This is a genomic window from Nostoc sp. DSM 114160, from assembly GCF_053470305.1.
Genome location: NZ_JBPFGO010000001.1, coordinates 2,305,302 through 2,324,736, shown reverse-complemented (window position 1 = coordinate 2,324,736; position 19,435 = coordinate 2,305,302). Strand labels below are relative to the sequence as shown.

At 41.6% G+C, this 19,435-nt stretch carries 19 protein-coding genes and 2 pseudogenes; 12 read left to right on the top strand and 9 right to left on the bottom strand.

All coding sequences use genetic code 11. The features are described 5' to 3' along the window. Positions 1-124 precede the first annotated feature (124 nt). The 7 genes from NSTCB13_RS10545 (at position 125) to rdgB (ending at position 5,808) form a co-directional block, all read left to right on the top strand. Complete coding sequence (locus tag NSTCB13_RS10545) at positions 125-757, top strand: DedA family protein (RefSeq protein WP_448272290.1); 633 nt, start codon at positions 125-127, stop codon at positions 755-757. 18 nt (positions 758-775) lie between these two features. After that, positions 776-922 carry a hypothetical protein gene (locus NSTCB13_RS10540; protein ID WP_448272289.1) on the top strand — a complete coding sequence of 49 codons (147 nt, stop codon included), beginning with the start codon at positions 776-778 and terminating at the stop codon, positions 920-922. A 74-nt stretch (positions 923-996) separates the two neighbouring features. Further along, positions 997-2,163, top strand: a complete 1,167-nt coding sequence (locus NSTCB13_RS10535) for a ParM/StbA family protein (RefSeq protein ID WP_445629511.1) — start codon at positions 997-999, stop codon at positions 2,161-2,163. Between the two features lie 5 nt (positions 2,164-2,168). Continuing rightward, entirely contained in the window at positions 2,169-2,648 is a 480-nt protein-coding gene (locus NSTCB13_RS10530; RefSeq protein ID WP_448272288.1) for a plasmid segregation centromere-binding protein ParR, read from the top strand. Positions 2,649-2,880: 232 nt separating this feature from the next. Beyond that, positions 2,881-3,579, top strand: a complete 699-nt coding sequence (locus tag NSTCB13_RS10525; protein WP_448272286.1) for a hypothetical protein — start codon at positions 2,881-2,883, stop codon at positions 3,577-3,579. Between the two features lie 128 nt (positions 3,580-3,707). Next, complete coding sequence (locus tag NSTCB13_RS10520) at positions 3,708-5,144, top strand: phosphoglucomutase/phosphomannomutase family protein (protein WP_448272284.1); 1,437 nt, start codon at positions 3,708-3,710, stop codon at positions 5,142-5,144. Positions 5,145-5,226: 82 nt separating this feature from the next. Next, the gene (gene rdgB / locus NSTCB13_RS10515) at positions 5,227-5,808 is read left to right on the top strand and encodes an RdgB/HAM1 family non-canonical purine NTP pyrophosphatase (protein WP_445629504.1); all 582 of its coding nucleotides are present in this window, start codon (positions 5,227-5,229) and stop codon (positions 5,806-5,808) included. Here rdgB and NSTCB13_RS10510 read toward each other — a convergent pair. The 4 genes from NSTCB13_RS10510 to thiD form a co-directional block, all read right to left on the bottom strand. Further along, on the bottom strand, positions 5,792-5,920 hold the full coding sequence (locus NSTCB13_RS10510; RefSeq protein ID WP_445629503.1) for a hypothetical protein: 129 nt from the start codon (positions 5,918-5,920) through the stop codon (positions 5,792-5,794). The genes rdgB and NSTCB13_RS10510 overlap by 17 nt on opposite strands. Before the next feature lie 27 nt (positions 5,921-5,947). After that, entirely contained in the window at positions 5,948-6,286 is a 339-nt protein-coding gene (locus NSTCB13_RS10505; protein ID WP_012410794.1) for a P-II family nitrogen regulator, read from the bottom strand. 363 nt (positions 6,287-6,649) lie between these two features. Beyond that, the gene (locus NSTCB13_RS10500) at positions 6,650-7,252 is read right to left on the bottom strand and encodes a hypothetical protein (protein ID WP_445629502.1); all 603 of its coding nucleotides are present in this window, start codon (positions 7,250-7,252) and stop codon (positions 6,650-6,652) included. A 199-nt stretch (positions 7,253-7,451) separates the two neighbouring features. After that, positions 7,452-8,285 (bottom strand): bifunctional hydroxymethylpyrimidine kinase/phosphomethylpyrimidine kinase, encoded by an 834-nt coding sequence (gene thiD, locus NSTCB13_RS10495; RefSeq protein WP_445629501.1) that lies wholly within the window; start codon positions 8,283-8,285, stop codon positions 7,452-7,454. A 515-nt stretch (positions 8,286-8,800) separates the two neighbouring features. On the opposite strand from thiD, the gene NSTCB13_RS10490 reads away from it, so the two are divergent. Both NSTCB13_RS10490 and NSTCB13_RS10485 read left to right on the top strand, forming a co-directional pair. Beyond that, the gene (locus tag NSTCB13_RS10490) at positions 8,801-8,962 is read left to right on the top strand and encodes a hypothetical protein (protein WP_445629500.1); all 162 of its coding nucleotides are present in this window, start codon (positions 8,801-8,803) and stop codon (positions 8,960-8,962) included. A gap of 231 nt (positions 8,963-9,193) precedes the next feature. After that, on the top strand, positions 9,194-12,079 hold the full coding sequence (locus tag NSTCB13_RS10485) for a choice-of-anchor D domain-containing protein (protein ID WP_448272282.1): 2,886 nt from the start codon (positions 9,194-9,196) through the stop codon (positions 12,077-12,079). 336 nt (positions 12,080-12,415) lie between these two features. Here NSTCB13_RS10485 and NSTCB13_RS10480 read toward each other — a convergent pair whose 3' ends face one another. Beyond that, positions 12,416-12,844 carry a hypothetical protein gene (locus tag NSTCB13_RS10480; RefSeq protein ID WP_445629498.1) on the bottom strand — a complete coding sequence of 143 codons (429 nt, stop codon included), beginning with the start codon at positions 12,842-12,844 and terminating at the stop codon, positions 12,416-12,418. Between the two features lie 118 nt (positions 12,845-12,962). Between NSTCB13_RS10480 and NSTCB13_RS10475 the strand changes: the two are divergent. Further along, a pseudogene (locus NSTCB13_RS10475) lies at positions 12,963-14,821 on the top strand (S8 family peptidase). Between the two features lie 108 nt (positions 14,822-14,929). Further along, positions 14,930-15,163: a hypothetical protein gene (locus NSTCB13_RS10470; RefSeq protein ID WP_289796246.1), complete on the top strand. Its 234-nt coding sequence runs from the start codon at positions 14,930-14,932 to the stop codon at positions 15,161-15,163. Here the strand turns inward: NSTCB13_RS10470 and NSTCB13_RS10465 are convergent. Next, the gene (locus NSTCB13_RS10465) at positions 15,150-15,473 is read right to left on the bottom strand and encodes a thioredoxin family protein (protein WP_185580382.1); all 324 of its coding nucleotides are present in this window, start codon (positions 15,471-15,473) and stop codon (positions 15,150-15,152) included. The two genes, NSTCB13_RS10470 and NSTCB13_RS10465, sit on opposite strands and share 14 nt — an antisense overlap. Positions 15,474-15,680: 207 nt before the next feature. Continuing rightward, positions 15,681-16,761, bottom strand: a pseudogene (gene recA, locus NSTCB13_RS10460) (recombinase RecA). Positions 16,762-17,374: 613 nt separating this feature from the next. On the opposite strand from recA, the gene NSTCB13_RS10455 reads away from it, so the two are divergent. Next, a complete protein-coding gene (locus NSTCB13_RS10455; protein WP_445629495.1) occupies positions 17,375-17,968 on the top strand; it encodes a restriction endonuclease in 594 nt (197 codons plus the stop codon). A gap of 17 nt (positions 17,969-17,985) precedes the next feature. Here the strand turns inward: NSTCB13_RS10455 and NSTCB13_RS10450 are convergent, their stop codons facing one another. Beyond that, on the bottom strand, positions 17,986-18,972 hold the full coding sequence (locus tag NSTCB13_RS10450; protein ID WP_445629494.1) for a DNA-methyltransferase: 987 nt from the start codon (positions 18,970-18,972) through the stop codon (positions 17,986-17,988). Between the two features lie 50 nt (positions 18,973-19,022). Next, positions 19,023-19,265 (bottom strand): helix-turn-helix domain-containing protein, encoded by a 243-nt coding sequence (locus tag NSTCB13_RS10445; RefSeq protein ID WP_445629493.1) that lies wholly within the window; start codon positions 19,263-19,265, stop codon positions 19,023-19,025. Between the last annotated feature and the right edge of the window lie 170 nt (positions 19,266-19,435).

Sequence of the window (19,435 nt, the reverse complement as noted above, 5' to 3'; positions counted from 1 at the left end):
CTAAAATCTAAAATCCAAAATCCAAAATCGGATTGACTCTAGCAAGCGGGAATAATTACCCTTTAAAAAAGCTAAAGCTGAATTTAGCACCAAGACTAGTCCAGCAATTTTAGGAATTGACTCAATGCTTGAATGGATAACTAATACTATCAACTATTTTGGCTATTGGGGAATCGCCTTACTAATGTTTTTAGAGAACCTTTTTCCCCCCATTCCTTCAGAATTGATTATGCCACTGGCTGGATTTACAGCAAGTCCATATCAACCAGGAGGGGCAAAGCTGAATATTATTGGTGTATTTTTCGCAGGACTTTTGGGTTCTGTATTAGGCGCACTTATTTGGTACTATCCAGGTAAGTTTTTGGGTGAAATCCGTTTGAAAGCTTGGGCTGACAAGTATGGGAAATGGCTAGCTATATCCAGTAAAGATATTACCAAGGCCAAAGAGTGGTTTGACCGACAAGGTAGAACAGCAGTATTAATTGGTCGTCTTGTGCCAGGAATCCGCACCTTGATTTCTGTTCCCGCAGGTATTAGCAATATGCCTTTGCTACCATTTTTGGTTTATACAACTTTGGGTAGCGCTGCTTGGGTGGGTTTGTTAACATACTCAGGATACATATTGGGTAGTCAGTATGAACTTGTGGACAAGTACCTTGCTCCTGTATCTAAAATCGTACTTGGCGGTTTGGTTCTAGCATTTGTTTTCTGGATATTCAAGCGCCAGTTAAGACGCACTAGACGCACTAGAAGATGAAACACGGACGCTTTTGGTTTGAAAGCAGTGAAAGCAGGGGTTACATCTGGCCAAAATTCGCCTACACTATGCCAAATAATACTAGATGTGCGTTGGCAGAGCTTACCAGAGGTATTGCCGGAATTAATTTTTGGCGTATTTCTAGCTACACTTGACGCAACCTAGAATTTCTGGTTGCTCGCATTTTTGTAAGATGAGCATGACAACTTTTTACAGTTAAGTTTGAACTAGGAGCTTTCATGACAGACCAACCTTCCGCCGCTACCCCGATCAATGCTGCTGCTATACCTATGAATAGGCAGCCGTTAGCATCGACTCCTCTCAACGCTGTTAATAATAATCCTCCTTCCACTAGCAAACCAGTCGGTGGTTCTGGGAAAACCATTCTCAGTGTTGATTTAGGTAGAACTTCCACAAAAACTTGTGTGAGTCGCGAACCTGGCAGTGTGGTGTTCGTACCTGCCAACGTCAAGCAGATGTCAATCGAACAAGTACGCGGTGGTGTTTTTGAAGCCAGGGCTACTGACCCCTTAATGGATTTGTGGCTGGAGTATCAAGGAAATGGATATGCTGTTGGTCAACTAGCAGCCGATTTTGGGGCAAATCTAGGAGTCGGACAATCTAAGGTAGAAGCTGCACTGGTAAAAGTTTTAGCAAGTGCTGGCTACTTCAAACTCAGAGACGATATCTCAGTTGTACTGGGTCTACCTTTTCTTTCCTTAGAGCAATTTGAAAAAGAAAAAGCACAGCTAATTAGCCAAGTCGGTGGGCCTCACGTGTTGAACTTCCGAGGCGAATCTGTATCGCTGAACGTCAGTAAGGTATGGGTAATGCCAGAAGGCTACGGTAGCCTGTTATGGTCTGAAGCTCAACCCAAGAAAAACCCTGGTAGTCCCGATTTTACAAAAATATCGGTGGCGATCGTCGATATTGGTCATCAAACCGTCGATCTTTTGATGGTAGATAACTTCCGTTTTGCCAGAGGTGCTTCTAAGAGTGAAGACTTCGGAATGAATAAGTTTTATGAATTGGTGTCTGCCGAAATCGAGGGAGCAGATAGTCAATCTCTAGCACTGATTTCCGCTGTCAACAAACCCAGAGGTGAACGCTTTTACCGTCCTAAAGGCGCTAGCAAGCCCACCAACCTAGATGATTTTCTTCCCAACCTCACAGAGATGTTTTCGCGCGAAATTTGCAGCCGTGTGCTAGCCTGGTTGCCAGAACGCGTCACCGATGTGATTCTTACTGGTGGGGGTGGTGAGTTTTTCTGGGACGACGTTCAACGTTTGCTCAAAGAAGCAAAGATTAATGCTCATTTAGCAGCACCTTCCCGTCAGGCGAATGCTTTGGGGCAGTATATTTATGGAGAGGCACAATTATCCTCCAATCGCGCTGCTAGGGCATAAAGCTGATGTTCCAATGGTCAAAAAAGGTAGTTAAATCCGTCACGTTCAACCCAGAGCTTGCTGATGAAAGCTTGTTAGCGCAAGTAGAAAGTTATTTGGAAAAACAACCAGACAAGACTTTCAGCGATCTCTGTAAAGAAGCCTTGTGGCAATCTTTATGTGTACCGGAAACTGTACAACCTGCTCCACAAACGGCAGTAAACACACCGATAGATCAACAAATCGGTGAACTGCAACGTCAAGTGGCTGGACTTGAGGAACGTTTTTTTGCCAAGGGATCTAATCGTTTGGAGGCGATGGAACATCATCTACTGCAACTTTCTCAACAAGTTGCACAACTGGCGCTCATAGTCAACGATCGCTCGTTTGTTCCGTCTCCAACTCAATTAGAAGTAGTAAATAATACTTCTTATACTGTTGCTACCCCTCCTCAAGAGGTTGACCCCGTAATCAGTCGCCTTAGTCAGTTTCTCGATGATTTTTAAAGAAAAATCAGGTTTGTGAGCAGTTTTTGCTCATGTTAACAATCCTTAATAGTGTTAACTATTAAGGATTATTAATGTTTATATATGGAAAGAGATTTGTGTAGATGGTGCGATCGCTCATAATAGTGAATCATCATAAAAATCTCAGTTTATCTGTTCTGGTATTCTTGTTATGTGATGCCAAAGCCTAATTTACAAACAAATTTTGGCTAACTCTTACTTAAATAACATTATGGCTAATTCTTACACTAATATTATTGTCAAAGGGCAAAATCAAGAAGTTTTACTTAATTATCTTGAGAGCTTAAGAATAAATGCTTATGTTTCTCCTTTTATTAAGGATATCGCAATTGTCTATGCTGAAATAGCAGAGAATGATTCTAAGGAACTTTTTAGTTTAGCTTCTCTAATATCAAGTCAGTTTAATAACTATACTTTAGCAGTATTAAATCATGATGAAACTGTTTTTCATTATGAGCTATATGAATGTGGTAAGTTAGTAGACCAATATATCTCTAATCCAAGATTTCACGATTTGGAAGCTGAAGATATTCCAAAAGGAGGAAATGCACAAAAACTTTGTAGCGCTTTCGAGGTAACAAAAGCTGTTAAGAAGGTTAAAGCAATTCTAGAAGAACATGGAGAAGGAATTTATCTATTTTCCTCAGAACGCCATAAGAAATTAATCAAGGCACTTAAAATTCCTTTTTTCTGGGCAACCGAGAGCGTAGGAGGATATATTTATATTCAGAAAGGCGCTATTACCCCCATGAGAGAGAAAGAGCCTACACCAGAATTTGCCCTCTCTATGTTGAAAAAAACTAAAAGTGTGAATAGTCAAAATATTTTTCAGATCGAAGCCAAATCTCCCTTAGAAACTCTCTTAAAAGGTAAACAATACAATTCCCCACTGCCCAAGCTTCACCAGTAGCTATAAATACGCAAATTTGCTCGCCTTTTTGTTGAATATTATTTAGTACATATTTTTACTAGATTCTTTTTTTACTCTGCACACTGTATAAATGCTAGAATCCTCAAGTAGACAGTTAGGATACCTAGATGCCAGTTGTAGCTAACTCAATCAAGTTTGGTACAGACGGCTGGCGGGGCGTTATTGGTGACGAGTTCACCTTTGAACGTCTAGCCCTGGTCGCGCCAGTTGCCGCAAAAGTATTATATGATACGTATTTTTCTACGGTAGGTAGCCGGACAATAATTGTCGGTTACGATCGCCGATTCATGGCCGAAGACTTTGCTCGTGCTGTCGCCGATTCTGTCACCGCTGTCGGCTTTGATGTGCTGTTGAGCGAAACTTATGCCCCAACCCCAGCTTTTAGTTGGGCAGCAAAACAACTCAACGCTTTAGGGGCGCTGGTAATTACAGCCAGTCATAACCCTGGTTCATATTTGGGTTTAAAAGTCAAGGGCTATTTTGGTGGATCGGTACCGCCAGAAGTCACCAAAGAAATAGAAGCGCAGTTGTCGGTTGGAGTACCACTAGCAGCAACTCCAGGCAAGCAAGAGAAATTCGATGCTTGGCCTAGTTATACCCAAGCCCTAGAAGGTAAAGTTGATATCGCCAAACTTCGAGAAGCGATCGCCTCTGGCAAATTGACGTTATTTGCCGATGTGATGCATGGCGCTGCGGCTGGCGGATTGGCGAGACTACTAGGCGATCGAGTCAAAGAAATCAACAGCGATCGCGATCCCCTATTTGGTGGCGGTGCGCCGGAACCATTGCCTAAATACCTTTCAAAGTTATTTGAAGTCATCAAGACTCACCGAGAAACCGATAAATCAGGTTTAACAGTGGGGTTGGTATTTGATGGAGACTGCGATCGCATTGCAGCAGTAGATGGAGAAGCTAACTTCCTAAGTTCCCAAGTATTAATCCCGATATTAATCGACCATTTAACCCTGCGGCGCGACTTTAAGGGTGAAATAGTTAAAACTGTTAGTGGTTCAGACTTGATGCCCCTTGTAGCAGCACTACATAACCTATCAGTCTTTGAGACAGCGGTTGGTTATAAATATATCGCTGACAGAATGTTAGTAGCAAAAGTGTTACTGGGTGGTGAAGAGTCAGGAGGAATTGGCTATGGCAGCCATATTCCCGAACGTGATGCCCTATTGTCAGCATTGTACGTATTAGAGGCGATTGTAGAATCTGGTTTGGATTTAGGTGAGTATTATCGCTACTTGCAAAAACAAACAGGGTTTACCTCAGCATACGATCGCATTGATTTACCCTTAGCAAATATGGAAGTGCGATCGCGTCTTTTGCAACAACTGCAAACCCAACCGTTAACGGAAATTGCAGGGAAAGCAGTGATTGATTGCCAAACAATTGACGGCTACAAGTATCGTTTAGCTGATAAAAGCTGGTTAATGATTCGTTTTAGCGGGACTGAGCCAGTTTTACGCTTATACTGCGAAGCCTCAACAATTGAGCAAGTGCATCAAACTCTTGCTTGGGCGAAACAGTGGGCAGAGTAAAATTAGTGAGGAGTTGAGAGTTAGGAGTTAAGAATTAATAACTCATAACTTATCACTCCTAACTCCTAACTGATAACTTTTTATGACATTACTTGTAGTAGCCACAGGAAATCCTGGTAAGTTGCGGGAAATGCAAGCTTACCTAGAAAATTCCGGTTGGGAATTAACCCTTAAACCTGAAGAGTTGGAAATTGAAGAGACGGGCGAAACTTTTGCCGCTAACGCTTGTCTAAAAGCGTCACAAATTGCTAAAGCTACAGGAAACTGGGCAATTGCTGATGATTCAGGCTTACAAGTAGATGCCTTAAATGGCGCACCAGGGGTGTATTCTGCACGTTACGCCAAAACGGACTCAGAACGGATTGCTAGGTTATTGAAAGAATTAGGCAATGAGGTAAATCGACAAGCTCAATTTGTTTGTGCAGTAGCGATCGCTCGTCCCGATGGTGGGATCGTATTAGAATCTGAAGGTGTTTGTCGCGGCGAAATTCTCCACGCACCTCGTGGTGATAGTGGTTTCGGCTACGATCCAATTTTTTATGTGCAAGAGTTGCAACTAACTTTTGCTGAAATGACACGGGAGTTGAAGAGGTCAATTAGCCATCGAGGCAAGGCTTTTACAGCTTTACTTCCGCAACTGGAGAGAATTAAGAGACGCGATTAATCGCGTCTGTACAAAAGTTAAGAGTAGAGACGCGATTAATCGCGTCTGTACAAGAGTTGGGAGTTATGAATTCTGCTAAATCTTCATTCATTAGTCCAGACTCACAACTCATAACTTTTAACTCTTAACTCATAACTTTTTAAACTGCTTCTGTGTTCTTTTCGCCAGTGCGAATCCGAATCACTTGCTCAACAGGCGAGATGAAAATTTTACCATCGCCGATTTCACCAGTTCGGGCAGCAGCAATAATTTTGTCTACCACCATATCAACCTGATTGTCGTCAACTACGATTTCCACTTTGAGTTTTTGGAGAAACTCAACGGTGTACTCAGAACCACGATACCGTTCAGTTTGACCTTTTTGCCGTCCGAACCCCCGGACTTCAGAAACAGTCATGCCAACAATACCAGCGTTAACTAAAGCAATTTTCACCTCATCTAGCTTAAATGGGCGGATAATAGCTTCTACTTTTTTCATCTTCTTGACTCCTGACTTCTACTAGCTTCGTTTATATATCTAACCAGATCCGCTGTCCGAAGCTGTAACTAGCAGTGCTTTTCCTAAAAAATATGTAATAATTACAACTTTTTTTAAGTGTAAGTGCTTTACTTGAGGGTTTATGACATAACAAGCGGCAAGGATTTATTAATTGGATAATCTTTGAGGTTCTAACATCAAGAAGTTGCTGTCAATTTAGCATTTTATGTAGCTTTTATAACCTAAAAATAGATTGTTTCCACCATTTAGCAGATTTGTTTGGATATTTAGAGAACGATCGCAGCCAAATTATTATACGCTAGCCCGAAAGCCTGCTACTGCTGCTGACTGTGGGAATGTCAACTAACGTTTCTGGTGTTCAAACAAGGGGCGCACAACGAAATATCCAGCACTAAAAGCAGTCAACATGATTAACAAGATGGTAATAATTAACCACCAGCCATTGAGTCCCTTGACATCTGGCTCAGTAGTGGAATAATAACTGACTTGTTGCTCTTCGATAAAAACTGGTTCTGATATCGGAAAATTCATTGCCATTACAGGTGCAGAAAAGTCTTGGCGGCTTTTTTTAGCTGGTTGTTTGGACACAACAGATGGACGCGAACGAGAAACCTGCTGAGGTGAACGCGCTTGTGTTACTGGCTGTTTGGCGGTACTTTTAACGTCACCAGAAGCTTGATTAGCTTGGGGATAATTAGCTGTAGTATGGGCGACAAAATTTTGCAAACGAGAAAATGACTCAACTACTTTGGTAATTTCTTGGCGTAATAGTTGATTTTCTTGTACTAGTTGCTGGTTTTGGGTAGTGAGTGCGTTTAGCCTCGCCTGTGCTGCTTGCAACTCTGTTGACAATTCCCTGTATACAGATAGTGGTACAGAGGGAGAATAGGCTTGAGTTGTCGGTGTTGGCGAATTTCTGTGAACAGAACCTATGGTTGTTCGCATCGGGGGCTTGGTATTAAAAATTAAAGTAATTAGATCGTACAGAGATGCTAACAGAGATAGTCACCCCTGAAACTATGCCCAAGAATAATAGAAAAATACCGAAAGGGCAAAGATTTTTTATTTGGGCATTGGAGATGAGGTACTGAGAAAACTTTTCTCTAGTCCCCATCCCCAATGCCCAGTCTTCAATCCCTAATCCCTAGTCTCTAGTCTCTAGTCCGCACAATGGGAAGAAGTGTCCCACAGGGCCTTGTCCTTCGCCAATATCTAGGGCGTAAGTGAGTGCGGTAGTCACATATTCTTTTGCCTGTTGCACTGCCTGCCACAAATCTTTTCCTTTAGCTAGATTAGCAGCGATCGCAGCCGATAGTGTACAACCAGTACCGTGGGTATTTTTTGTCTCTACTTGCTGGCAAGTCAAAACTTCCAACTTGTCCCCATCAAACCAGATATCAACGCCACGCAAATCCCCCTGCATACCTCCGCCTTTGACTAAAACAACCTTTGTCTTTAAAGTCTTGTAAATAATTTCAGCAGCAGCTTGCATATCCTCTAAAGAATTAATTTGTAAACCGCTCAAAATCTGAGCTTCATAGCGATTGGGCGTAATCATAACCGCTTTGGGAATCAAGGTATGGCATAAAGTCTTTACAGCATCATCATCAATCAATTGTGCTCCCGTGCGTGACACCATTACTGGATCGACTACTAAATTATTGATTTGTAAAGCTTCCACTTGCTGGGCAACAGCAAAGATAATTTCCTGATTGAGCAACATTCCAGTTTTGGCAGCTTGTACGCCAATATCCTCAACTACTGCCTGAATTTGCGCCACAACAGCCTCTGTTGGCATAGCATCAACCCTCTTCACTCCTAGAGTGTTTTGTGCCGTGACGCAGGTTATAGCACTAGTACCGTGGACACAGTGAAAAGCAAAGGTACGTAAATCAGCTTGAATTCCGGCACCGCCACCGCTATCTGAACCAGCAATGGTTAAAGCAACAGGTATTCTGGAGTTTATTTCAGCGTTCATATTATGAAGATTAAGTAAGTTGGTGTCATCACAAACTATCTCAAAGATTGATGAACTAGGCTAAAATCCTCTTTCTTCCTGTGCGATCGCCACCACAACCTAACTTGAGAGTTCTGAATTATTTAGAGAAACTTCATCAAATCCTTGCACAAAGCGCTTTTTATGCTTATATCATTCTGGAAATTAATGGAACTCTACCAGACATATCCATAATTTTTTTAATATTGTTGTAAAAAAATTTACTATATTACGGGCTTTCACTGATATCAAGTGCTATTTGTAAAGGTTAGTTTTAATTAAGTTCACAACGCTCAGTTACACCGCTTAAAACAGGTTCAACTAAGTTGTTACATTAGTCCCCTTAAGTTAAAGGGTCAACCTAACTAAAGTTTCAACCAATTTAACTTCGATCGCTTTAACTTTAAGTCCCCAGTTATCAGCTTAGGGTGAATTTTACCATGCAAATTTGGCAACCTTCTGACCTAAAACAACGCATAAAGTTCAGAGGAATTACTATGCCAAATACGATCGTTTTATTGAAAAAAACAGATGCTAAAGCTGGTTTACAAAGAGCAGCAATGTCTACGATGGGCTACGCCTACGCAGCTGCTAAAGATGAAGTCTGGAGTAGAAGTATCTACGCGCTAATCGTCCAATTAATCTCAACAAAACTCTGACGATTGACGGTATTGATATTCCTGATTTAACCGTTAACGGTTGACAGGAGAAAAGTTTTTCAGGTTTATAACAGCGTTTCTACAATCGACGCGATTTGAAGTCGCGATCGGATAACTGCGACTGTCCTTAACAGTGCAGATAGATGACTCATTCAAATCACTACTTAACAACTGAAGAAAGTTGCTGAGATTGTACTACCAATTTCCCTTACACATATTCGGAGTAAACAGATGGCTGGCAATACATATTATGTTTCTGCAACAGGCAGTGATAAAAATAATGGCTTAGACAAAGAATCTGCATTTCTTAGCTTGGGTAGAGCCGTGTATGAGATGAAAGCAGGCGACACTCTCTACGTCATGAATGGAAATTATCAAATGAAAGGGATTACGCTTTTTAACTTGAATGGCTCACCAGATAACTGGACAACAATAAAACCTTATCCAGGGGCTAAACCTACCATAACAACAACGGGAAGTGGCATTAATATATTCAGTTCATCCTACGTGCGGATTGAAGGACTTAATATAAAAGGCAATCGGGAAAACGTCACTCTCGAATATGCCTTGCAAGAGAAGGATAACCTGAATAACCCCTTGACCAATAGTAATGGTATTGCTGTTAATGCATGGAAAAACGCTGATGGTGTAGGTGGTACTAATCCCCATCATATTGTCATCACTGGTAACACAATCCGTAACTTTCCAGGTGGAGGCATAGCATTCAGTAATTCAGACTATATAACTGTTGAGAAAAACATTGTGTCTGGAAACGCTTGGTATTCACCTCACGGCAATCAGGGAATAACCTCTCTTAACAGTTTTAATTTTGATAACAATACCACTGACTACAGAATGATTTTTCGAGACAACATTGTCTACGATAACCAAAGTTTAATTCCGTGGAAAAATGGAGGCACTGACAAAATCACTGAGGGACATGGGATCATGCTTGATACTACCGATATCAGCAAAGATAATGTGGCCTATACAGGTAAGGCATTAATTGCAAATAACATCACTTACAACAATGGAGGTGCAGGTATTAATGTTTTCAAAGCTAACAATGTTGATGTAATCAATAACACAGCTTACAAAAATGCCCAAGTCCTTCCAGATTCTGGAGAGATTGGTGTTACTTACTCGGAAAATGTACGTGTCTACAACAACATTTTATATGCAAACGACAATCAATATGCTAACAGAATTAAGTATGACACAAATGTCACCTTCGATCGCAATCTTGTTTATAACTCGAACCTCTTCCAAGCTTCAGATAATTTAAACGCTACAGGGTTACAGAATCTTTTGGGTCAAGATCCTCAATTTGTTGATGCAGACAATGGGAATTTTGCACTCAAACCTGGAAGTGTTGCGATTGATGGTGGTTCTAATGCCTTCAATAGTATCACTAAGAGGACTCCTCAAGATGGTGATGGGAATGGCAGTACAGTCATTGATATTGGTGCATACGAAGCTCCCCGCAGCTCCACCAAAACCCCAGAAATTCAAGTTCTCAATGGCAATGTTGACATTATAGATGGCAACACCGCCATTAACTTTGGCGAGACTCTTGTTGGTGAACCGTTGATTAAAACCTTTACTATCAAGAATACCGGTATAGCTGCACTCAACCTAAGTAATCTTAAACTTCCCGACGGATTTAGTTTGGTTGGAACTCTGCCAACGAGTGTGGCTGTTAATGCTTCCACCACCATATCGGTGGCACTCAATCCCACTGCACCCGGCATCTATAGTGGCAGCCTCAGTTTAAACAACAACGACATTAATGAAAACCCCTTTGACTTTGCCATTAGTGGCACAGTTTATACCCCGGAAATTCAAGTTCTCAATGGCACTGTTGACATTACAGATGGTGACACCACCGCCATTAACTTTGGTGAAACGACTGTTGGTGACACCTTAACCAAAACCTTTACTATCAAGAACACCGGTACAGGCGCACTCAAGCTGAGTAAACTTGAACTTCCAGATGGATTTAGTTTGGTCGGAACTCTTCCAACAAGCGTGGCAGTTAATGCTTCTACTACCATATCGGTGGCACTCAATCCCACTACATCCGGTAGCTATAGTGGCAACTTCAGTTTAAAAAACAACGATATTGATGAAAGCTCCTTTGACTTTGCCATTAGTGGCACAGTCAGACCCGCTCCTGTCCAGGGAATTCAAGTTCTCAATGGCACTAACTCCAATGACACCTTTACTATCCGACGAGGCGATGGCAATTACAGCATCACCGACTTTGGCGGTGTAGGTACTAGTTCAAACCCTTCGGCTGCGGTAATTGCCAAAGTAGATACCCTGCAATTTATTGGGACTGAATTAACTGCAAGGAATCTGCAATTAACTCAAAATGGCAGCAATTTAGAAGTCAGCTTTGGAAATGTGGCTAATACTAAAGTCACTCTGCAAAACTTTAAGTTAGAAAACTTAGACAACTTAGCCGCATCGACAACAAAACCTGCCATTGGCAATATTATCTTTGACGGAGAAGACAGTGTTACCAAAAGCTTTGATGTAATTAATGCCAACTCCACTCAACCGTATATTTCTACAGCAAACACTGTTACTTTCCTCAATGACTTGGACAATAACATCAGCGGCTTTTACGCTTCCAACGATGTGATTAATGGTCAAGGGGGTAATGATACCATCAATGGCAGCGGTGGTGACGACCTACTGCGGGGTGGTACTGGCAACGATCTTCTCATTGGTGGACAAGGTAACGATACTCTTGTAGGTGGTATCGGTGCTGACTCTTTCCTCTACGATACCAATTCCATCTTTAATAGTGCGGTTGTGGGTATTGATACTATCGCTGACTTCAATCGCTCTCAAGGTGATAAGATTATCCTTGATAAGACTACCTTTACTGCTATTACTTCTGTTGTGGGAACGGGTTTTAGTAACGCCAGTGATTTTCAAATCACCAGTTCAGGGGCACTTAGCAATGCTGTAATTGTTTACGACCCTATGACTGGACAGTTATTTTACAATCAAAATGGTAGCGCTGCTGGTTTCGGCAGTGGTGGTCAATTTGCACAACTTACTGGTGCGCCCAATCTTACTGCCTCTGACTTTATCATTCAAGCATAGCTAGGTCGGGTCAACTGAGTAAAAGTGTAATCCAAATATGAATCGAGTTTTAAGGCGGCTTTCAATTAGATAGACCACAGCCATAGGGGCACAATAAACATAGGAGTGAAAAAGAATGTAGAGATGTAGCACGGCTACGTCTCTATAAGGATTTTGGATTACGTATATTGAATTTATGAAGATGTTTAATAAATGGTAGTCAAGTAAAAGCCATTCAAAAAAACATCTTTCCAATAAAAATGTCGTTGTCCATGAATAATATCACCACTAGCGATCTAACTTTTTGACCATAAATAGCCGTATTATTTGGAACTTATAGTTTTAATATAACTACTGCTATGGTTGCGATCGCAAGTCTTGTAATACTCCCTGCAAAAATTTCCCCCATTCTGCTGCCAAAGGAATTTCTGTAAACGGAACCCGCACTGAGTTAGTAGATTCAGAAAATAGAAATTCTAATTCTATAGAACGACCTTTCTCCGGCGGATTGTTTACATCTACTGGTTTTTCATCTACTAAAACCTGGATTTGTTTGATATCAAGCAAAGAGAATGTTTCTAGTTTAATAGGCCCTTGAGGCGTGGGTTTTCCCCAAGTTATATTGTTGTCTTTTTGACCTAATACAGCATAAATATCATACTTGGCTCGTTCAAATTGCTCTGCCCAAGTGCGATAGGCTTCGACTTTTTGATACTCCTTCGAGCCTTGCCAAGCCAACCAGAAAAACATTACTAACAGCGGCAACCACAAAAGACCACGTTCCATCGTTAAAAAAATCCTCAGTTTTGAGTGAAACTTGTAACTAAAAGTGCAAAATCTACCAACAAGGGGTGCAGATAAGTTATGGTATGAGCAAACTGGCAAAAAGCGGTGATGAGTTAATATGAGAAAACTTATATTATGGTGCTTGTTTGTCATTGGGCTGGGAGCTGCCATATTTGGTTTCCTGAATTTCCAGGGATTGGCAGCTAAAGGAGAGTTTGAGACGATTTTGCTTGATTTCCGCGAAGATATTCCATCACTTGTAGTGGAACAGGATTTGCAAGCGATCGCCAAACAATACAACGTTACACCCCAATTAGACAACAAGTTTTCCAAAAAAGATAATGTGTATATTATCAAGGGCGATCGCCAACGGCTCCAAGAACTGAAAAAATCTCAGTTTGCCCAAGCGACAGAATTCATTGAACCAAACTATATCTACAACAAGATTCCCCAACCAGGTAAAACCGCTTGGCTAGGTGAATTTTTAACACCCCAAGAAGATGAAGAAGCAAGTCCTTCATTAACTGGCCCTAATGACCAATATTACAGCAAGCAGTGGAACTTGCACAAAATCGGTATTGAAGGCGCATGGAGTCAAACCAAAGGCAGTGGCATCACAGTCGCAGTGATTGACACTGGAATTACCAAGGTTCGCGACTTGTATGAGACAAAATTTGTCAAGGGCTATGATTTTGTTAACGACCGAGAAGAAGCCACAGACGATAATGGTCACGGTACCCATGTTGCTGGAACTATTGCCCAAGCCACAAATAATAAATATGGCGTCGCTGGAATTGCCTACGAAGCCACTCTGATGCCCCTGAAGGTGCTTAGTTCTTATGGCGGTGGTACCGTTGCCGATATTGCCGAAGCGATTAAATTTGCTGCTGATAAAGGCGCAGATGTGATTAATATGAGCTTGGGTGGTGGCGGTGAAAGCCAGTTGATGAAACAAGCGATCGAGTATGCTCATAGAAAAGGTGTAGTTATCATCGCCGCAGCCGGGAATGAAAACGCCAATGGAGCAAGCTATCCAGCCCGTTATCCTTACGTCATCGGCGTTTCGGCAATTGGCCCAGATGGCGAAAGAGCGCCCTATTCTAACTTTGGTGCAGGGGTAGATATCTCTGCTCCTGGTGGGAGTGAAGCTGGTAAAATTCTCCAAGAAACCATCGATGAAAAGGGCGAAGGCGTATTTCTCGGTTTTCAGGGTACAAGCATGGCTGCTCCCCACGTTGCTGGTGTTGCGGCATTAATCAAAGCTGCTGGCATCAAAGAACCAGATGAAGTTTTAAAAGTCCTCAAGCAGTCTGCACGAGTTATTCAGGATGATGGTTTGAACTATTATGGCGCTGGACAACTCAATGCAGAAGCAGCAGTCAAACTAGCCTTTAGCGGACAAATTAGTTTCCCAGATTTCTTTCGGTGGTTACGGGATAGCGGCTATCTTAACCCCGGCTTTTGGATTGATGGTGGTGCGGTTGCACTGTTACCCAAGATTTTAATGGTAGTTGGTTCCTATCTGCTGGCTTGGTTTTTACGTGTTTACTTCCCCTTCACTTGGAGCTGGTCTTTATCGAGTGGACTAATTGCCGGTAGTTCTGGGTTATTCTTCCTCAAAGGAATCTATATTTTTGATCTTCCCCAATGGCCTTTCCGGGTTTTGGGCAGTTCAATTCCTGAGTTAGGCAATACTCTCCAGGGAACTGATGCATTAAATCCCTTATTTGCTAGCGTACTAATTCCCATTGCGTTAATGGCATTGCTGCTGGGGGGGGGGGACATCCTAGTTGGAAATGGTTTGCCATTGGTTCAACTTTAGGTGTAGCAGCGTGCTTAACTACAAGTGCGTTTTTCGAGCCGACAGTTTGGGGATTGGGAAGTGGTAACTTAGCACGTCTATTCCTCATTGCTAATGCCCTAGTCTGTTATGGTCTTGTTCGTTTAGCATTGAAAAACGAAGAGAAAATTGCGTAAACGAAAAGTGGGGAGTGGGAAAGAATTCTTAATAACTCCCTACTCCTAACTCTTGTACAGACGCGATTAATCGCGTCTCTACTCTTAACTCAGCACTCAGAAACTTTTATGAGCATTACACTTACAGGTACAGTCGAACGTCGTGATATTGGTACAGGCGCATGGGCGTTAGTTACAGAAGAGGGCGTTACTTACGAAATCCTCAGGGGGGCTGACAAAGACCTACTCAAAGCCGGACAAAAAGCAAAAGTTAAAGGACAGGTGCGTGAAGATATCATGACAACTGCCATGATTGGCCCTGCCTTAGAGGTCAAATCTTTTGAGGTAATTAGTTCTGATTAGCTGTGGAATCTAGAACTTCTTGCAGACGACTTCTAAACTCCCCTTTGGGATGACCTCCTTTCACTTCACCAACAATCTGAAATTCCCCCTCGGGAGAATTGCAGATAATGTAAGTAGGCCATCCCATTTCTGATTTATCGGGATATTGAGTCAACAAAATCTTGCGATACTTGCGGTAAGCAGTCGTATCTTGCATTTTTACATCGATAAATTCTAAACCCAGTTCTTCAGCCACCTTTTTGTCATAAAAAGACATTTTGTGGCAGATGCCGCACTCTTCTGAAGAGAACTTAATTACAGCTAAACTCATGGGTTGGCTACTCTTTGATTATAAACAAAGTTTTTGAGCATAATGCCATGAAAATATTACCATATAGCTGGTCATTAATGTCAATCTAAGGCTGAAACCCCGATCTAGTATTTTTTCCTTATCCAAATCTCGATAAAAATAAGGTGCGTTAGCTTTCTTTGTAACGCACCATCTATTAGCAATTGCAGATTAATAAATCCGCATTCTTTATTCTTCTGGCTCTAAATCGACTTCTTCCTCTTCATCTTCGTCACTGGCTTTAGCTACGGAGTTAGCAGAAACAACAGCGCCTTTATCTAGCTTTTCACGCACCAGTTTCTTAATTTCTTCAGCAAATTCAGGCTTTTCTTCTAGATACTTAATGGCGTTGTCTCGTCCTTGAGAGATATTATCGCCGTTGTAACTATACCAAGCTCCTTTGCGAACAATGATGCCAGTTTCTTCTGCTAAGTCAACAAGACAACCCAAGGTAGAAATGCCTTTACCAAAAATAATGTCAAATTCCGCTATTCTAAAAGGCGGCGCTACTTTATTTTTGGCGACTTTGACTTTAACGCGATTACCAAATTCATCAGTACCTTTTTTCAAGGTTTGAATTCGGCGAATATCCAAGCGCACCGAAGCGTAAAATTTCAATGCGTTACCGCCAGTAGTCGTTTCTGGGCTACCGTAAGTAACACCGATTTTTTGCCGTAACTGGTTGATGAAAATTACTGTACAACCAGATTTACCAATATTGCCAGTAATTTTACGTAGGGCTTGGCTCATTAACCGCGCTTGCAGACCAACGTGAGCATCGCCCATATCGCCTTCAATTTCAGCACGGGGAACCAGCGCTGCTACTGAGTCTATGACTACAATATCAACCGCAGCAGAGCGAACAAGTTGATCGACAATTTCTAAAGCTGATTCGCCAGTGTCAGGTTGGGAAATCAACAAATTGTCAATATCTACACCCAATGCAGCAGCATAAGTAGGGGTCTAGGGCGTGTTCAGCATCAACAAAGGCAGCAATACCGCCATTTCTTTGCACTTCGGCGAGCGCGTGTAGCGCTACTGTAGTTTTACCAGAACTTTCCGGCCCATAAATTTCAATTACCCGCCCCTTGGGTAAACCACCACCCAATGCTAAATCTAGGGTAAGCGCTCCACTGGAAATTGTTTCCACCCGCATCCGGGTAGCATCGCCCAAGCGCATGATTGCTCCTTTACCAAAGCTGCGCTCAATCTGGTTTAGCACCATAGTCAGTGCTTTTTGCTTGCCAGAAGTATCGGTGTTGATAGCCATTCCTGCCTCTAATGCCTCTTAATATATGGTTTTAAGGAGTGTTGGTGTCGGAGTTTGAGTAGAACAGATATACTATTTTAACCAGAAAATTCTGGAATAGGACTTCTCAAATCAAAAAAGGGGTGTGACAAGATCGTAACTCGATCGCTACCAAATTAGGGTAGCTCTGCACAATGATACCAACTTACATTCAGAGATAGCTTCTTTTTGGCTGGGTAAGCAAGGGTTTTCAAAGAAAAATTATTTAAGCAACACAGGCAATGGTATTCAGCATATCATCGATAGGATATAAGCATCATCGGGTAAGGGACTTCCAACTAAAAAAATACCCATCGCTTTGGTAAGCAGAGGAGGAAAAATCTAAGAGCTAATTTGTAAACTCAAGTAAAGTACTTGTCTTGCAAGGATTTCAGGAATTTGAGTCAAAAAAATACTTATTCGCTGAAACTCAGACCTAGTAACGACTTGAGTATCCTTCAGATTTTCTTTACGAATCAGCTCTAACGATCGTCTTCGCTCTTAAAAATTGAATAATTTAATTTCTGGAATTCCCTAAAAAGAAGATATAAATGGCTTCTAGGGTGGTGGCAACAAAGTCAAGTGAGAGTTAGTGATGAAGATTGTTCAAGAAGTTTCTTTAATTAGTGTTGGAAGTTTTGAAGAATCAAACGATTGGTGTATCATTCGCACTGAAATTCGTGATGCTATCTCTCTAATTGTCTATCCTCCCGGTACATCCAGCTTTACAATCAATCCAACAAGACATGGGAATGGTGTCAAGCCAATTAAAGAAGCTTGCATGATTGCGTTAAGAGATCGGTTTGGATGGAGTCTTGAAACTCGAATTAAATATGCAACTAAATCACCAGGAAAGGTTGATGCAACAAAGATCATTGACAATTATCTTTTCGCTCTTGAGTGGGAAACTGGTAATATTTCCTCAAGCCATCGAGCAGTCAATAAAATGATTCTCGGATTACTACGTGGTATTTTTCTAGGTGCTGCCTTAGTACTCCCTAGCAGAAAACTTTACCCTTACCTGACGGATCGAATTGGGAACTACGAAGAGTTAGAGCCATACTTTGATGTTTGGCGGGCAGTTCAAATCCAAGAGGGTTTTCTTGTAATCTTTGTAATTGAACACGATCGCTTAGATACCAATGTACCAACACTTACTAAAGGTACTGATGGTCGTGCCTTGGTCTAAAGTTTCCTGCATACATTCTACGTAGAATAAGGAATTGGAAGTTGTAACGCAGTTGTGTTGCTTTGTTTTAATTTCTTGCTTCCTCTTGCCGATTCCCATTGTTCTATGATGCCATTAGCTAGATCGGTTAATCGTTCTAGCGCTGGATGTGTATCCCCTATTTCTGAGCCAATCCAGTAACGTTGTAGTTTTTCTGCTGCGTAAAATGTAGTGCCAGAGCCTCCAAATGGATCAACCACAATTTGACTCGGATTAGATGCCATTGCAATAATTCGTTCTAGCATAATGGGGGCAAGTTCGTTGGGAACTCGTTTTTTGTGCCGACGATGCCGAACTGGTGGAATGTCAGTCCATATTTCCTCTGTCAATGTCCATAAAACCTCATTAAATTCGGTTTCAGAAGCATCTTTCCAAACGTCTTCTGGCGCATCCCAAACATCCATTAAGTTGATACCTTTCTCATTAAGTTTTTTGCGATGCCCACCATAGTCACGAATTTCTCCACCACAATGTCGGCAAACTTGAATGGGTGTGTAGACTTTGTTAAAGACTGCTGGTTCTCCTTTGGTGTAGTAAATTAGTCCGTAGTGAGCAGGAGACATCTTCTTACCTCTTGGAAAAGATTTTGGCATTCTACAAGCAATCCAATGCCGAAAACACATCCCTTGCCTATTGAGGTATGCACCATACTCTATGCACCATTTGGGTAAATTGAATATAAATAGACTTCCACCTGGTTTAAGGACTCGAATGCTCTCACTAAGCCACTGTTGCGACCATATTAAATATTTATCTGCCTCCATTTGATCGCTTACACCTTCACCATATTCTTTACCAAGGTTAAAAGGTGGGTCAGCAAATACCAGATCCACAGACTCATTAGGCAATGCTGAGAGGAGTTTAACACAATCTCCCTGATAAAGAATTCCATACTCACTTTTATAAATCTGTTGCAATCCTTGTTGAGTTGCAACATCAGTCGCAATCAGTTGAAAAGGGAGCATTGATTTTACCTTTAGTATTTTATTGTAGCTTGAGTTTACAAACTATATTGTCAATTGTCAATAGAGTTTTTCTGAGAGGTTGTACTACGGGGTTGATAGGGTTTTCCAGTAGGCTGATTCTTGTATCTCTCTACTTCAGCAACTTCTATGTAATAATAACGCCCTAGTTTGCAGGCTATAATCTGACCATTCTTAATTAAGTCGTGTACTCGTTGACGGGTTATACCAAGTAACTTGGCAGTTTCAGCTACAGAGACTAATTCAGAACTTTTGTTAGAAGCAGAGTCTGTCATACATGTTTTCTTGAGCAAGATTTACATTTTAGTCGGTAAGCGCAATGATGTTGACATCCTCACAGACAAGGGAGGCGCGGTGATTCTGAAGTAATAAGTAATGAGTAAATACCCATTTTTCATCCACTCATTACTTCAAAATCATTACTTGAAAGCATTACGTGAAGCAC

Excerpts from the sequence above, each read along its gene's own strand:
- NSTCB13_RS10545 (WP_448272290.1), top strand. The coding sequence starts at position 125 with ATGCTTGAATGGATAACTAATACTATCAACTATTTTGGCTATTGGGGA.
- NSTCB13_RS10535 (WP_445629511.1), top strand. The coding sequence starts at position 997 with ATGACAGACCAACCTTCCGCCGCTACCCCGATCAATGCTGCTGCTATA.
- NSTCB13_RS10530 (WP_448272288.1), top strand. The coding sequence starts at position 2,169 with ATGTTCCAATGGTCAAAAAAGGTAGTTAAATCCGTCACGTTCAACCCA.
- NSTCB13_RS10525 (WP_448272286.1), top strand. The coding sequence starts at position 2,881 with ATGGCTAATTCTTACACTAATATTATTGTCAAAGGGCAAAATCAAGAA.
- NSTCB13_RS10520 (WP_448272284.1), top strand. The coding sequence starts at position 3,708 with ATGCCAGTTGTAGCTAACTCAATCAAGTTTGGTACAGACGGCTGGCGG.
- rdgB (WP_445629504.1), top strand. The coding sequence starts at position 5,227 with ATGACATTACTTGTAGTAGCCACAGGAAATCCTGGTAAGTTGCGGGAA.
- NSTCB13_RS10510 (WP_445629503.1), bottom strand. The coding sequence starts at position 5,920 with ATGAGTTGTGAGTCTGGACTAATGAATGAAGATTTAGCAGAATTCATA.
- NSTCB13_RS10505 (WP_012410794.1), bottom strand. The coding sequence starts at position 6,286 with ATGAAAAAAGTAGAAGCTATTATCCGCCCATTTAAGCTAGATGAGGTG.
- NSTCB13_RS10500 (WP_445629502.1), bottom strand. The coding sequence starts at position 7,252 with ATGCGAACAACCATAGGTTCTGTTCACAGAAATTCGCCAACACCGACA.
- thiD (WP_445629501.1), bottom strand. The coding sequence starts at position 8,285 with ATGAACGCTGAAATAAACTCCAGAATACCTGTTGCTTTAACCATTGCT.
- NSTCB13_RS10490 (WP_445629500.1), top strand. The coding sequence starts at position 8,801 with ATGCCAAATACGATCGTTTTATTGAAAAAAACAGATGCTAAAGCTGGT.
- NSTCB13_RS10485 (WP_448272282.1), top strand. The coding sequence starts at position 9,194 with ATGGCTGGCAATACATATTATGTTTCTGCAACAGGCAGTGATAAAAAT.
- NSTCB13_RS10480 (WP_445629498.1), bottom strand. The coding sequence starts at position 12,844 with ATGGAACGTGGTCTTTTGTGGTTGCCGCTGTTAGTAATGTTTTTCTGG.
- NSTCB13_RS10470 (WP_289796246.1), top strand. The coding sequence starts at position 14,930 with ATGAGCATTACACTTACAGGTACAGTCGAACGTCGTGATATTGGTACA.
- NSTCB13_RS10465 (WP_185580382.1), bottom strand. The coding sequence starts at position 15,473 with ATGAGTTTAGCTGTAATTAAGTTCTCTTCAGAAGAGTGCGGCATCTGC.
- NSTCB13_RS10455 (WP_445629495.1), top strand. The coding sequence starts at position 17,375 with ATGAAGATTGTTCAAGAAGTTTCTTTAATTAGTGTTGGAAGTTTTGAA.
- NSTCB13_RS10450 (WP_445629494.1), bottom strand. The coding sequence starts at position 18,972 with ATGCTCCCTTTTCAACTGATTGCGACTGATGTTGCAACTCAACAAGGA.
- NSTCB13_RS10445 (WP_445629493.1), bottom strand. The coding sequence starts at position 19,265 with ATGACAGACTCTGCTTCTAACAAAAGTTCTGAATTAGTCTCTGTAGCT.